Source organism: bacterium (assembly GCA_016702305.1).
Taxonomy (GTDB): Bacteria; Electryoneota; RPQS01; order RPQS01; family RPQS01; genus JABWCQ01.
The window spans coordinates 715,955-731,451 of the sequence record JADJEH010000017.1; the positions used below are offsets into that span (position 1 = coordinate 715,955).

The 15,497-nt window shown below is 49.8% G+C and carries 12 protein-coding genes; 10 read left to right on the forward strand and 2 right to left on the reverse strand.

Annotation, left to right across the window (positions count from 1 at the left end; all coding sequences use genetic code 11):
• Positions 1–21: 21 nt before the first annotated feature.
• Together IPH10_14430 and IPH10_14435 are read right to left on the reverse strand one after the other, a co-directional pair.
• Complete coding sequence (locus IPH10_14430) at positions 22–465, reverse strand: hypothetical protein (GenBank protein ID MBK6912101.1); 444 nt, start codon at positions 463–465, stop codon at positions 22–24.
• Between the two features lie 714 nt (positions 466–1,179).
• Entirely contained in the window at positions 1,180–2,100 is a 921-nt protein-coding gene (locus IPH10_14435; GenBank protein ID MBK6912102.1) for a sigma 54-interacting transcriptional regulator, read from the reverse strand.
• Between the two features lie 267 nt (positions 2,101–2,367).
• Here IPH10_14435 and IPH10_14440 point away from each other — a divergent pair, with 267 nt between their 5' ends.
• The 10 genes from IPH10_14440 (at position 2,368) to IPH10_14485 (ending at position 15,479) form a co-directional block, all read left to right on the forward strand.
• Positions 2,368–2,580: a hypothetical protein gene (locus IPH10_14440; GenBank protein MBK6912103.1), complete on the forward strand. Its 213-nt coding sequence runs from the start codon at positions 2,368–2,370 to the stop codon at positions 2,578–2,580.
• Between the two features lie 83 nt (positions 2,581–2,663).
• Positions 2,664–3,551, forward strand: coding sequence for a hypothetical protein (locus IPH10_14445; protein ID MBK6912104.1), 888 nt, complete (start codon positions 2,664–2,666; stop codon positions 3,549–3,551).
• Between the two features lie 93 nt (positions 3,552–3,644).
• Positions 3,645–4,448: a hypothetical protein gene (locus IPH10_14450; protein ID MBK6912105.1), complete on the forward strand. Its 804-nt coding sequence runs from the start codon at positions 3,645–3,647 to the stop codon at positions 4,446–4,448.
• Positions 4,449–4,456: 8 nt separating this feature from the next.
• A complete protein-coding gene (locus IPH10_14455) occupies positions 4,457–5,113 on the forward strand; it encodes a ThiF family adenylyltransferase (protein ID MBK6912106.1) in 657 nt (218 codons plus the stop codon).
• A gap of 390 nt (positions 5,114–5,503) precedes the next feature.
• The gene (locus IPH10_14460) at positions 5,504–7,138 is read left to right on the forward strand and encodes a T9SS type A sorting domain-containing protein (GenBank protein MBK6912107.1); all 1,635 of its coding nucleotides are present in this window, start codon (positions 5,504–5,506) and stop codon (positions 7,136–7,138) included.
• Positions 7,139–7,158: 20 nt separating this feature from the next.
• Positions 7,159–8,853, forward strand: a complete 1,695-nt coding sequence (locus IPH10_14465) for a hypothetical protein (GenBank protein MBK6912108.1) — start codon at positions 7,159–7,161, stop codon at positions 8,851–8,853.
• Positions 8,837–9,652: a hypothetical protein gene (locus IPH10_14470; protein MBK6912109.1), complete on the forward strand. Its 816-nt coding sequence runs from the start codon at positions 8,837–8,839 to the stop codon at positions 9,650–9,652. The genes IPH10_14465 and IPH10_14470 overlap by 17 nt, the downstream gene beginning before the upstream one ends.
• A 519-nt stretch (positions 9,653–10,171) precedes the next feature.
• Positions 10,172–13,267: a T9SS type A sorting domain-containing protein gene (locus IPH10_14475; GenBank protein MBK6912110.1), complete on the forward strand. Its 3,096-nt coding sequence runs from the start codon at positions 10,172–10,174 to the stop codon at positions 13,265–13,267.
• 383 nt (positions 13,268–13,650) lie between these two features.
• Positions 13,651–14,805 (forward strand): PD40 domain-containing protein, encoded by a 1,155-nt coding sequence (locus IPH10_14480; protein MBK6912111.1) that lies wholly within the window; start codon positions 13,651–13,653, stop codon positions 14,803–14,805.
• Between the two features lie 83 nt (positions 14,806–14,888).
• Positions 14,889–15,479, forward strand: a complete 591-nt coding sequence (locus IPH10_14485) for a hypothetical protein (GenBank protein ID MBK6912112.1) — start codon at positions 14,889–14,891, stop codon at positions 15,477–15,479.
• Positions 15,480–15,497: the final 18 nt, after the last annotated feature.

Consider the following 15,497-nt stretch of genomic DNA (forward strand, 5'->3'; position numbering starts at 1 on the left):
ACTGCATCCCTACAGCTTTAGCTAGGCTATAGGGTGTTTTGCTAAGTACTTGGAAATCTTGTGTAATACGCCGCCCACGCCGTTCTTGCCATAAATAGTCTCGCGGTAGGTTGGTTGGCTAATTCCAAGGTATTCGGCTGCCGCAGTCTCAGTCCACTGGATCGACCAGATCCACAGCGCCACAGCCTGCTTATCGGTCAGCGTCGCGACTGCATCGGCCAGAAATTCCATCCGCCGTGCGATAACTTTGTTAAGTTGGTCGCCGGAGATTTCATCGGTTCGGCTCTGGTCTTCCGCAATCGCTCCCAATCGGTCAAAGTCATCGAGTTCATCCAAGGCTTCAGTCGGGTCCGTCGATGTGTCGTCGGTTTGCGTGAGCTTGTACTCCGCACGGTCGATCCAGTAGTTATGTTCACTTGTCTCGTCGGTCGGTACTCCTGAATCCATAGACAGAAAGTCTGTCATCGTTATTTCAAGCGTAGTTCCTCTGGTCTCAACTTCAAATCTGGATTGGTCAAGTCTTCGGTGTAACACGGTCGTGCTGCCCTTTTGAATACGTGCGGCGCTGCAGCGCCTATGTGTCTGTCAGACGCCGCTAATATGAGGACTTATGGGCGGGAAGTCATTTATTACTGTTTAGGCTGTTTCAGCCTAACAAGTACTTCAAGTAAGTCATTGAAAAACAAGCAAAAAAAAGTGCCCAGGAGTACTGAGCACATTAAGGCGGGAGGCAGTTTACTAACAGTCTATAGGACTTGTTTTCGTTTCAACTTCTTAAACCAAAGCTGTTCATTATGGGAAAGCTCATCCACTTTAATGGGATCTCGGACAGTCGTTGCCTTCAAGTCTAACTCATTAAGAAAAGTGGTGTAGTTGTTCATGTTAACGTTTGATGATTCGAGGCTCGCCCTGTCTGTTGGCTTTCCTTCCACATATCCGAGCTTTCTAATTAGGCGAAGTTCATTACTTGTGAACTTGGCATATGCCAACACGATTCTTCTTCCTACTGAAATCCTTATTGGACCTCGCAACCCAGTTCTCCGAAAGTACGCACCAAGTGATTCACTATACTTTTTCTCACCTTGCCTTAAAGCAGTCAATACCTCTAACGTCCTTGCTTGAATGGCCATCTCCTCCGTGGAGGTCGTTGATTTGATTGAAACAACTGCTGTTGGAAGTTCAGCACGGTCCGAATTGATATACTTTTTTGACCACTCTGGCTGAGAGCTCTAAGCCTCGTAATCGTGAATCCACAAAGGAACCGTAAGCACAACCACGAAGTTCGCGGTAGTTGCCGGGCCATTGATGCGCCACCAGCTCCTGCTCCAAGTCCTCAGAATAGCGGGGTTCTCTGGCCCTCTTTCTGAATATCATTGCGAATAACTTGTCAAACAGATCTGACCTTCGGGCTCCTTGAACATTCTCATAGAACCATTTGAACATTGGTAAGACTGCTTCTGGCTGCTGCCGGAGCGGTGGAAGCTTAACATACCCTGCTCGAAGTCTTTGGTGTAAGTCCTGCGAGAGTTTCCCCGTCGAAACTAAGCTTGCAAGGTCTATTTCTGATGCGGTGATCGTCCTCACCCTTGATTTGGTATCGACACTCGAATAGATGTTTACATCTAACAAATGAACTAGTACTTTCTGGATCTTTTCATCAAGTGCGTCTATATTCTCCAAATAGAGTGTTCCATTCGCTGCTTCAGAATAGGAACTCTGAAGCTCTGCTGCTGAACAGCCAGAGCAGTCGATAGATACAAATGGACCGGAGGCACCTGAACTACCATGAATTGACCAAGCCAATGTCCGTTTTCCAGATCCAGATTCACCCTCGATCTGAATGGGAATATTGAACCACGCGAGCGGAGCAACTGAAACTATTGCACGAGAAAGTTCATGAGAGAATACTCTGCCCTGATAGAAGAACTGTAACCGACCCGACTGCTTTGACGTTGAGCCAATCTCGTCAACGAAGTCAATCGTCGCCTCCGTATTAAGGTTCTGACGCAGCTTGGCGATGATTTCAGCAACAATGGCGGCGCTGCCCAATATTGGATTGACTGCACTCATTACGGCGATGATTGGCAACGGAGTGGCCATTTTGACAACACCTGTGCTGTTCGCTAAGGTTCTGCCAAAATCGGAATATGTAACGGATTGGGGGAAACAAGCTTCCACTTCTTTACTTGGTGCGGGATTGTTTGGTGTCATCCTAGATTCGCTTCGGTCAGATGTTGGATTTAGGGCTCACGAACTGGAACTTAAATAGAATAATTGAAACTTTCAATTCTGGCATAAGAATTTACAGAAGCAAGAGCTCTGCATTGTGCGGGGCTCTTTTCATTTCAACCCCCAAAGGAGTCTCCCATGAAAGTCAAAGTCCTCTGCCTCGGCAGATCAGCAAAAGAAATCAATGTCAGCGACGGTACGACCGTCGAACAAGCCATCGCGGAATGCGGATTCCCGAAGGATTCAAGTTACACCCGGCACCTGAACGGCAGCCCGTGCTTCGATACAGATATCCTGGTCGACAACGCCGTGTTGACGTTGGTGCCACAAGTGAAAGGCGGGGGTTGGTAGGCAGGATTCTTCGCTGCCTGCCTATTAAGAGAGGGCTGTGATCCACGTGGTCATGGCCCTCTCTTTCCTCCGGAGGAACGCAAATGATAGAACAACAAATCAGACCCTTGGTCAGGTTCTATGAACAGAAGTGGCATACACCGATAGCCTTGATCACGAGCGAAGAAGATCTTCGCGAGTGGCATGAAGTCGGAGTGGCGGTTTATCTCAATGCCGACGCTACATCGCAGTTCTGTCTGGACCTGTTCGGTGACCCGCTTGTGATGGAATCGGTGCTTGTCGGCAAGGTTTCACCGACTTGGATTGTACTGTACGGTGCGCCGCGTGTCGATGTGACTTCGAACATCCTTGATGCACATCTTCCGCGCATGTGCCGGACGTTTAGAAAACGTCAAAGGGAATCGCTGATCGACACCATGCAAACTGTTGCAGCCGAACGGAAGCATGAGCTCGCAGTTTCGCTGCGTGATGACAAGTACGAATTGGAACGTCTTTGTATGCAGGTGATGACACTGTCTCGCAAGATTGAAGGTGACCGTGAGATTCTGAACATGTTCAGTAGAGCACCGGACTTCATCAAAGCAAAGGCGACGCGGACATTCGTGGAAATGATGCGACTGGTTCCCAGTTGTTATTCGCATATCAACGTTGTCGAGAAGTCTGTGCTTGCGGAAACGTATCCGATCACACTTGAACACGACGGTGGAAGTTATCACTTCGAGCCATACGTGGTTGAAGTGGATTTAGACAAAGGCAAAGTGTTGATCACCGGTGGCACTGAAATGAACGGATACATTCATCCGCATGTCACAGATGACCCGAATAACATCTGCTGGGGAAACATCTCGCATCTTGTATCACGACTCGCAGGTGAACTTGACTTGCATGGATTGTTGCAGCTCGTGCATCAACTTCCTGCATTGCTACAACAGCAGCGATCCGTTTCAGAAAATCGAGAAGTGGGATCCTGACTGGGCAAGATGACTCGAAGAAGACGAGCCTTATTGTTCATGGTGTGACGACTACGGCCACGATATTTCACAATTGCGATTCCTGCTGGTGGTGTGAGCATTGCCAGCAATACGATGATCACGATGAAGACTGCTGCCCTAATTGCCCGAAAGACGAAGACGAAGAAGAGGAGGATGCCGATGCAGAACTTGCAGAGGACACAGCGACAGCCGGTTGATGCTGGAATCAAGGTGCAGGTCGATGCCAATGCTTTGCAGAAGCTTTGGCTCTGGACAGACTTTGCCAAGGGTGAAGTCAGCTGTCTCGGGCTCGTGGACGAAGTCGTTGATGCCAACACAGGCCGCACAACGGCATTGATCGTCACTGACTTCTTTCTGGTGAAGCAGGAATGCACATCAGACGAAACCGACATGGACATTGCCGATGTTGCGAGATTGATATCTGAGATGGAAGCGAAGGGCATTGACTCTCGTAAACTTCGCTGTTGGGCACACTCGCATGGCAGCATGTCCGTGTTTTGGTCCGGGCAGGATGAACAGTGCATCACAGGTCTTGCCAACGGTGAATGGATGCTGTCGCTGGTCGTGAACAAGCGGCGTGATTCGATCATGCGCTTGGATCAGTACCATCCGGCACACCTGTATCTCGCAGATGTCGCATGGGATGTAGTTTATCCACTGGTGCCCGGTCTCGCAGAAGAATGCTTTGACGAATTCAAGTCGAAAGTCAAGGAGTCCCAGTATCGCAGTATACTGAAGAACTCACGAGAGAAATCTGTTCTCGGAGACTTGAAGTCTGCCAACGAGAGAGGAACTCTCACGGATGAAGACCTGATGGAAGAAATGGACTGGCTTGGATTGCACAGGGATGATCTTGATGAACTCGAACCATTCTAGGAGACCACATGACAGATCCAAGATTTCTACGACAGCAAGATGTTGTCGATGCCGAGAAGTTGGCGAACTTGCAGGTAACGCTAATCGGTCTGGGTTCCATTGGGAGCGTCACGGGTTTGTATCTTGCCAAGATGGGAGTGGTCAATTTGACCACTTTCGATGCCGATGTTGTGGATATTCACAATGTCAGCAATCAGGCCTATGGGATGTCTGATGTAGGACTGCTTAAGGCTGATGCTTTTTCAATACTCGTTGAGAGCCAAACGGGACTGCTGCCAAACACGATCTGCACTCAGTATGACGGTCGGCAGCTATCAGGTGTTGTCATCAGCGCGGTGGATTCGATGAAATCACGAGAGACAATTTGGAAGTCTATTCGCGAACAACCGAACGTGCAACTATACATCGATGCACGAATGGGCTTAGAGACTATGGTCGTGCATACTGTAAGACCGCCGATCAAATCTGATCGCGTTGCATACACGAGTTCGCTTGTACCCGATGATCAAGCTCTTCAAGAGCCTTGCACTGCGCGAACGATTTGTTACACGCCTTTGATGGCCGCGAGTGTTGTCTGCAACCTCGTGAAGCGGTTCGTAAACGAAGAACAACTACCACATCGTGTGATTCTTGATCTCGCGACGTGGACACTAATCACATACTAGGAGAACAACAATATGAATGGACCGCGTACTGGATGCAGAATTGTCGATGCGGCTTGTAAGATCGCTGACAAGATCTGCAATGACGAAGATCGGTCGGACGACGACAAGGACGAATAGTAGGTCGTTTTGCCGATGAAAGAAGAGCCAGGCGGGGGCTCTTTCTTTTACATATAACACTATAGAACACAAACAGTTGTCAATGCGTGCTGCTTTGAAACAAAGTCACTATTTGCATAATCAACGGAGGCTGCCTTGTGTCGAATTTCGGAAACAGCTACATTGATGAGGGTCCGCTACCGGCCAGCAAGCAACTGTAGAATCAGACTAAAGCGGATTCAAGTGCGACGGCAACGATGCATCAAGTTGCCTACCTCAAACACGGAATTAATTATGGATAAGTTGACTTCCATCCGACAATTCACTACTTTCCAATCAGGTCTTGGGAAGCGGGCAGGAATACTAAGCCTGGAGGCCACGAAAATGTCAACGCGAATTCTATCTGTATTCAATCTTTTGAAGCGGGTAGGGTTCGCGATTTTGTTTTTGGGGGGGAGTGCGATCGCCCAAGAAGTGATTTGGGTGCGGAATGGGGAAACGGCAAATTCACACTTTGGCGCAGCAATCTATCCACTTGGGGATCAAAATGAAGATGGTTGTACGGACTGGATGGTGTGGTCTGTTGGAGGTTTTTTTGAGGAGACAGATAGAGTTGAATTCTTTCGCGGTGGGGAGACGCCATCGCAAGTGCCATATTTGCTGTTCCACCCTCGACTATTTCCAGTCGAATTATACATGCTAAATGTTCGTACTATCGGCGATTTTGACGGCGACGGCTTTGAAGACTGGGTAATTGGCTATACTTCCAATGAATTCGACAGCGTAATGTTCGAGCTTTACAAGGGTGGAGTAGAATCTGATACGATTGCAGAAGCATCTCTATCCGTTGCTTTTGACTTTTCTACGGATCGAGTCGGAAGAATTGGAGATCACAACGGTGACGGATACGCTGATATTTACTTCTATCACGGTGATAATTCCGACGTCACTCATGTGTACTTTGGAAACTCGAGCTGGGAATTAAGCGAAGATCTAACTAATCAGGGTGAACCAATAGGATCAGGAAATGGAAATCCTCAGCCAGATGTATTCGGCGATTTCAATGGGGACCATTTTGACGACTACGTGGCACGGACCGGCGGAAACACCTATTTCTATTTTGGTTCTGCCGAACCGGATACGATTCCAGACCTGATCTGGGAAGGCAATTTTGCCTTTCCAGCAACACTATCTGCCGATCTTAATGGCGACGGCGCGAAGGATTTGGCAGTCAGTCGTGATCCCAGAACCATTCATGTCCATTTAGGTGGATCAGAAATCTCATCAGTTCCGACATTTGAGCTTGACTATCAGGATTGCAACAATACCGCTCAAAGTATCAGTACATCTGGTGACTACAATAGTGATGGTTTTGAAGATTTGGTAGTTGTCAATCATAATTGTGATAACGGCTTTGGCCGATTATCGCTCTGGCTGGGCGGATTTTGGCTCAATCCTGATCCGGTCATTGAAATCACAGGTTTAAGCGTTCCTCCCTTCAATGATGTTCCGATTTGGCGTGCTATTGGCTTGGGTGACGTCAATGGAGACAGCATTGATGATCTTGCCGTCGCATGTGAAGGGGAAATTCTCGATGGAAGACGCGGACGAGTCGTAATTCTTTCCGGTGACACCTCTTTGCATGTTGATGCCAATGATGGTTTGCCGTTAGCCCGTGATTTCTCCATGACGATCTATCCAAACCCGGCGAATGGCTATGTCCGATTAGAATTCGCGGGAATTTCCCCACATTACTCAAGCGATTTGAATATTTACAATCTTTTGGGCCAAAGAGTAGATCATCTTTTCATGCCGATTGGTACTTCCACACTCAGCTATAATGTTGCGGGGCTTACCTCTGGAATTTACCTTGTACAAGCACAGAACAGCACTATGATACAAACCCAGAAACTCGTCGTCTTAAAGTAGACACTGAATAGGAGAACCTTATGCAGCGCTTCGTGCTAATTCTCGGCTTACTCTGTCTCATTTGTTTTCGATCAGCTTCGGGTTTCGAAGTTGGCGCCTATCACGATCCGCTGTCAACAGTTTACGGTACATGGCGGCAGAACTTGTCCTGTGGGCATCTCGGATATTGTGGCAATGATTCAAGTGCAGAATGCAATGATTATAATCAAGCAATGTGGCTGTTGCATGTCGCCAATAATGATTCGGCGTTGCGTTGGCTGGAAGAGCTCGGTGTCACGTCACTGAATGTCATCTATCCCGTGGATAGTTCAACGAGAATCGCCTGGCTGAACTTGCAGAACTACGAGTTCGATGTCTTGGACGACCTTCGGCCTAACGGACTGAACCGATACTTCGATGCACAACATCGCACGGTAGTTCTTGCTGATCCTGCCGATGATTACGTCGCGCCCAATGACACGATCGGAAGCTGGGGAGAATATACTGACACCCTCCAGAATCGAAACATCTCTCCGACAGAAATAGGCAACCTTCTTACGTATGACACATTAGTTCCAGGCGCAATTTTCCGCCCTGCAAAAGGTTTCGGTGAGTGGTGGGGGTGGAAACGGCGTTTCGATGATTCAGTGATGCCGTTGGTGGCCACGATTCGCGGCAGAGTGGACAGCGTCATTGCGCAGGATACCGTTATCGCCAGAATTGAGTTCTTCTGCAGGCTACCGGATTGGATGAACGGCGGAAGTCTCACTAATGCGTGGGGACGGTTTGGCAGCGCAGAGATTCGCAATCACGATTTCGACGAAGGCGGCGGCGTTTTCTTTGGAACCGAGAAGTACTGGATCGTGCCGAATACCCATGACTTCTACAGCGAAAGCAGCACTGCATGGCCGGGAGAACTTGCCGGGCCGCTTGACTCCATCGGCCACAGCGACAGATTGTTCAAGCACGAAGGATATCGTTACTTCCCCGGACTGTTTGAATACCGATTCGCCATCGTTTCTACGGGCGTACTACCTTTCAGCCTTTATGACATGGGCGTCTCAGATCTCGCTTATCACGAAATGCTTGAGGCACAACCCAGCGACAGTTTAGATTCGCTAGCATATTACAAAGAGCAAATCGGCGCTCGGTTCCGCTCAACACAAGCCGCCGCCGGATCGAAACTGCGAACATGGCACTTTGATGAATGGGGAGAAGAATGGCATGGCGTCATGGCCCGCGTCGCCAAGATCGTAAATGACGAAACAGGAAGAGGTATCATCGTCAACGGCGGCGGAGCAAACTACACGGGTGACGGCTTCCGTGACAAGTTCTACGAAGAACTTGACAGGCAGGGCGCCTATCTTGAAGCCGAAACGATGGAGTTTTATCCGTTTCACGGTGATAGCACGTGTTCGCCGCATTCTGATTACATGCCTGAAGATTCTATGGATCCGATAGCGCTAGTTCCGGATTTGATGTGGACGGATCCGTCGTCTGACATTCCTTACTTTGAATACGAAGAGGCCGATTGTGGATTTCAGACGAGATCATTCAATGGCAAAGTATCGTTGCAGTGTGCGCTTGACATCGCGATGCTTGGCTTGGTTCCGCTTCAGGAAATCTACGGCATACCTACCCAGCCCCGCCCAACAAGGCCAAGGCGTGCTCGGCCAAATCAAATTTGGGCACGACCGAGGAACCAATGTCTGGACCGTTTTGGCTCCCCGTGGTGAAGGCAACCGGAACTTCGATAATAACGACTTTCAGTTTAACCCGCAACGTCGAATTGCAACGCCAAATGAGAACAAATTGACAGCGTGGCTTTCCGTAGCTATGGACGCGGATGGAGTAATGTGGTACCATGGTACCGGCTTCGGAATAGCAAATGACACGATCCCACAAGATTTGACAGGTGCTTTGCTTGAGTACCCAGACGATGGTAACTTCTGCAGTAACAAAAGTGTCGTGCGTACCGATCAGTACTTCGCCGCCAAAGAAGTCTGCAACGAAATTCACGAAATCGCGCCTACGCTTGAGGCTCTGGATTTTGTAAAGACGTATGCGAGCCGGGCGTTTGAGCAGAACTATGGATCAACTGGCAATCCACGAGACACAATCTATTTTGCTGATGACACACTCTTGACTGTACATTCGATCTGGACGTTCTATGGATATGGCCCAAGTGGTCCACCAGAATACCCGGAAGAAGACCCCGACAGCACATATATTCAAGTGTCGAGATTTAGGCAGCCTGGGGTTCCAGAAAGTTCCGAAGACTATTGGTTCTTAGTTGTAAATCGTCGCGCCCTTGGGAACGAAGCGAGAACTGTTTACTTGAATGTTAAGACGCTGCACGACGAGCTTTCCTATGTGTATGATTGCCAACTAAGAAACTACTCTTTCCACCCAATTAACATGAGTGCCGGCGTCAAGGGCATGGTTGTGACTTTGGGACCGGGTGAAGCGGAACTAATTCACTTCTATCGCCCTGACACTACCGACCTTGTCCTTTCAGACACGGTAGCTACCTGACAGCCCCGTCCTATTACAACCGCAACATAATCCTTGACGGCGCACAGGTAACGATCGAGCCGGACACAGCGGCGCAACGTTTCCAGATCATACGGAATGGGCAGTGGGAGAATCAGTGGAAGGACTCGCTTGAGATTTTGTTCGCGCCGGGGAAGGGGATCAAGATGCGGGGCGGATCGGCATCCGCCAATTCACTCCGCGTGCTTGGCAATGACTCGACGCAGATCGTGATGAAATGCGCCAAAGGCGGGGATTTCAAGTGGAAAGGAATTGTATCTGAACCGTCGGCAACGGGAAGTTCAGTGTCGTTGTCTCACACTACCATTTCAAATGCTGTGACAGGGCTTCAGCTCACTGCACGTGATGGCCTTGATTCGCTGTGGGCGTGTGAAGTCATTGCAAATACATGCGGACTTTTCACGAGTGGCAGGCGCGAAGTACGGATGGTCAACTGTGAGTTCGAGAAGAACGTGTGGGGGCTTTTCGCGCAATCAGGCAGCATTGTGCGAGCCAACGGCTGTGATTTCGACGACTCAAAGTACAATGGGCTGTATGCCGTTCACGGCAGTACACTTGATCCTCAATGCAGTAAACGTAACAGGAAGCCAAACCGCTCTGCGCGGCACTGGCATCCGCTCTCTGGCATCTGATGTTTGGATGAAGTGCTGTCAAGTCACGGGTAATGAAGGCAACGGGATTGAGGCGATAGCAGGATCGCTGATCATCGCCGATATTGACACGAGCACTGCGCGGTTCGGAGCAAACCGATTTGCAGACAATGCGCTTACAGAATTGCATCTCGACGGACCACTCTTTGTCTGGGCAAGCGACGGTTATAACGTTTTGGGTGATTCGGAGCATCCAGCAGACCCAATCTGGGTGGCTCATGACCATCTGGAGTCATCCGACTGGCACAACAACTATTGGGGAGGCGATACGAGTGCTGCGGCAATTCAAAGCCATCTGCGACCATTGCCCGATAACGATACAATGAATGTGTCACTCTTCCCGGACGTTACGCCCGCACTTTTCACAGAGCCTGATTTCTGCTATTTGCCGCCACGCATTCCGACAATTGTGCCGTGCGTAAACGAGGGCGTTCAGGATGAGTTGGCGCTTAACTTGACAGAGGCTGTCGTATCATACAAGAACGCGCTCGAATCTTCGCAAGACAGCTGTATCAAGATACCGGCGGTAACGAGAATGGTGAGCGCCAGCTTCCAAAACGGCGGTAACCCGGCTGAGACAATTGCATACTTGCGTTCGATTTTGGACACTGCCGCATCAAAACAGCTACGCCATGCTTCAAAGCTCGGCGCGGCTTTGACCTATTCTGAAGGGCTTGGAGACGCGGACAGTGCCGCGATGATGTATCAAGAACTCATTGACAGCGCAAGCGGTGACATTTACCAGAAGATCAATGGCCAGGCTGGACTCCTTCTACTTGACCTGTGCGCAGAGGAGGCAGACACTGTAGACGGCCTGACATCCGACGAGCTGACCTGGCATCTTGATTCCCTTGACCAAATTCTTGGCCAGCGGTTTGTCTGGTCGCAATACGAGATCACGGACAGCGTGGTGATGTATGCACCTGTCCGAGTGGACAGCGTGATCAACATTCGCGGTGACGGCGTATTGACGATTTTGCCGCATCCGGGATACCGCAATCCGGTGGTGGAATTTGCCGACAAGGGCGCCATCAAGGTATGGGGTACCGATACGACCAAGGCCAAAGGCAAGCTCTACGTCTATGGCCAGCCGGACAGTCGCATTACTCTTCATTGGGAAGATTCGACAGGCACCAAGAACATCTATTCGGAACGCGGTTTTGTGAAGATGAGGCATTCGAGATTGCATGGCAATGGCTTTGTGAATCAGACACAGGATGCTCAAGGATCGACAAACGGATTGCGGCGAGCAACGTTACAGGCGGACTCGTGTTCTTTTTCCTGGTTTGACGAAGGCGTGATGGTGCGGGCAACTGATTCGACGAGCTACATGAGAGCGTGTACGCTTTCGTATATGGGTGGAAGTACCCAATACTCCGGCTTTGGAGCCGGCTTGATTTTGATCAATGCAGATGGTTTCCTCGTTGAAGACTGCGTTCTTGATGGTAATGACGGCGTTGGCATCTACCATGCCCTAGCTACTGATGTAGTTATTCGCAATTCCCAGATCATCAATGGTGCGAAAGTTGGTGTCTTTGGTGCATCTTCTGGCGGTGGCGACTGCCGAATTGAATGCACCACAATTGCCAGCAATGGTGACACATTGCCCGAGCTTCGCACCTACGGTGTAGTCTATGATCTGGTGGGTGGTCACAACACCTTCTCCGATAGTTCAGGATCGCTGATCTACGCGGCTGATCCGTCATACGTCGACCTTGAAGAGGGTGAAAACAGCTTCGAGTTGCTCGGAAGTGGTAGGTATCTGCAATCAGGTGACACCAACGACGTTTGGGATGTCACATGGAATACCTGGTATCCGTTGACGCCCGAGGATAGTGGTTTTTACAGTAATTTGTGGCCAACAACTACAAGTAAGTGGACGATAGACTCGTCGCTGACGAACTTTGTGAGTTGCGATATGTCTGGTACGTCCTCGATGGATGGAGACTCATGGCTGATCGTGGGAGACGACCCCGTTGCGGGAACGATGTCAACGGAATCTGATGATGAAGCGTCAGCATTTTCTCTATCGGCACAATCACCAAATACCAAGTCATCTTCTTCCAAGAATGCACTTGATGTAAGCAAAGGTGGCACGACTAAAACAAACATAACAAAGGCCCGCCAAGAAGCAAAAGCTGAGCGAATTGCCGCCCATCACCAGGAGCTGGCGGCAATGCGAGCTTTGAAGAAGCTTCCCGCAGTTGACCGGCGCAGGCTGGCCATGATGCTTGTGAAGGAAGGTCGCGTCTCCGAATTCGAGCCCGTAGCGCTTGGGGCAATTGCCCGTGGTGCAGTCTGGCATGATCCGGCGAACACATCCAGCAAGTTCCTGTTGGACTACAGCAGTCGCGGCAAAGACCGTTCGAAGAGGGATTTCGCGAAGCGGTTAGGCTATCAGGCGCTTGCCCAAGAAGGCCATCCAGTAGAAGCGATCGCAGGTCTTGAAGAACTGATGCGGAACACGGGATCACCACGTGATTCAATTCTGGCGTTGATGGATGCCATGGCAATTTATTATGAGCACCACAACGGCCAAGCGCTGCAGCCGCAGAACAGCCAGATCGCCGTGGATGACCCCTACGATTTGGTTCGCAGAACGCTCTTCCTATCTGAATTGCTCGAATCAGGTGGCGTATCAACGAAGGACGCCAATTCGGCAATCCCGACATCCTACGCATTGTACCAGAATTACCCCAACCCGTTCAATCCCAACACCGAAATCCGCTTTGATCTGCCCGAAGCGATTCATGCTGAACTGAGAGTGTTCAACATTCTCGGACAGGAAGTGGTAACGCTTGTAGATGATGTCCGTGCAGCAGGTGCGTATCGCGTCCTCTGGGACGGCAAGAATGCGGCCGGACTGACGGTGGCATCCGGTGTCTACATCTACCAAATCAAAACACCGAACTTCACGGACGCTAAGAAGATGATGCTGATTAGGTAGTCGGTAAGACACGGGCAAGGAGCCCGTGCAGGCGGGGCCCTTGTTCACAGCTGAATCTAGTGCAACTTGTCCATTTACATAGTTCGCCTCACGAAAAAAGTATGGGCAATTAGCGCAAAATGAGAACTCAATTGAACTGTTTGAAAAATGTACTCCTAACCGGCGATGATGCTTTGTCGCAACGTATTGACAATTCGAGAAACGGAGCGTAGCTTGAAAACACACGACGGCGCAACCTACCGGACGGGAGTTATGGAACGGTTGAACGGCATCAAATCAAGATCGCGAATATTACCTGACTTCAGGCCATCCTGAAGCGGCTGGGGTTCGCGGTTTTGTTTTGTGTGCAAGTGGCGTTGGGGCAGTGGACGGAACCGGTGCTGATGCGGCCGCCGATCAATGTTGATCCGCCGGGAAGCTACTACTATTCTACGATTTCTGCGGACGGGCAAGTCCTGTGCATGACTATTGAAACGTCACAGGGCTTTGGTGACGACGACGTTTACATCTCCGAGCGGATTGATGATTCGACTTGGACGACTCCTGTTAACGCCGGACCGAATGTAAACCACGCGGGTCGCAATCTTAGCCCATCTATTACCTCGGACAGACAGCGGCTCTATTATGTTTCCTACAACGCTGGTTCCTATGACTTCTTTGTTTCATACCGAACTGGGCCGGATTGGGATGACTGGTCGCCAGGTGAGCAGCTGCCTGAACCAATCAACAGAGGAAGAGAGTTCACAGGGCAAATCAGCTTTGACGACTCGACACTCGTTTTTACTTCGACCGGTCAGCCTGGCATGCATGAAGGCGGGGACGCAGCTTTCACGAGTCGTTTACAACCCAACGGGTCTTGGTCAGAGCCTGAAGAAATCGCATATCATTTGTACGATCCCGCAGGATTTCTTCATCCTTGCTTATCACAGGACAATGAACTTTTCGTGTATGGCCAATGGTGGGGATCAAATCTTGAAATCCTGTATTCTGTTCGAACCGATACAGGCTTCGGCCCCGCGATACGATGTGATTCGACCATCAACACAGAATGGTGGGATTCAGGACCAAGTTGTCCGGCAGACGGGTCGGTCCTGATATTTGAAAGTTTGCGGGTATCTGAAGGCGGAGGTGCACACCGACTTTTTCAGGCGCGGCGAGTATTTTCAAGCGCGTTTGAGCAAAATCAAGAATCGAATCCTCCAAATACAATGCGAATATCACCGACATTTGGAAGTCTTGGGACGCCATTTGAGATCACCCTTCCAACCTCCATGGAAGGAAGTACTCTTCATATCCATAACATCTTGGGCCAGGAAATCGAGTCAATTGTTCCCACGAATTACTGGCAAACGAACTATACTTGGAAGGGACAGCGAAATGGAAGCGCAACTTCACCTCAAGCGGACTCTACTTCATTCAAGCCCGTAACAAAACACAAACCGCAGTTGGCAAAGTATTGCTGCTTCGCTAGCAATTGTGTTGCCCTTTTGCTGTGGTCAATTTTTCGCTTTCAACAAGCGTTGCGGCTGCTCAAATAGACTTCAAGTGCGGAACGCCAGAGACATCGGATCCGTTGCTTGATTACCAGACATTGCCAACCCGAGGCACCCTGAAAGCTTGCATGGTCTGGGCGGGCGTTTGGGACACAGTTAACAATATCGGATTGCATCCAGGCCAGGACACTATCTATAGAACGCCATTTGCAGAGGCGCCAACTTGGTATTCAAGCCTCCTCGACCCAGGTTGGCCCTACAGTCTTGTCAATTGGGTTGAAACCGTATCACATGGCCAGCTCGTACTTGATACCGACGCGGAAGATGTGCATGTTCGAAACCGCGCCACTCGCGAGCGTTACAATTATTTTACGGACCCGCAGATAGCATATGACTATTCGCTTGGTTGGCCGTATGCAAGCCAACTCTTAAGTGAGATTGACGAGGATATTGACTTCTCTGAATATGACGCAAATGAAGATGGCGGCGTTGATTTGTTCATGATTATGATGGACTACCCTTTTGATGCCGGCCAGGCACACATAAGTTGGTACGAGTTGGCGAATGATACGACACTCCGAATTGACGACTATGTAACTAACGATACGACAGCAGACGGCGATTCTGTAGTTATTCAGCAGCAAAGAAGCCTCATTGTTTGGGTGGACTCCCGCGTTACTCCGAATGAAAAGAAGAGAAGCTCTGGAACAGTATTCTGACTCACGAATTCTCTCACC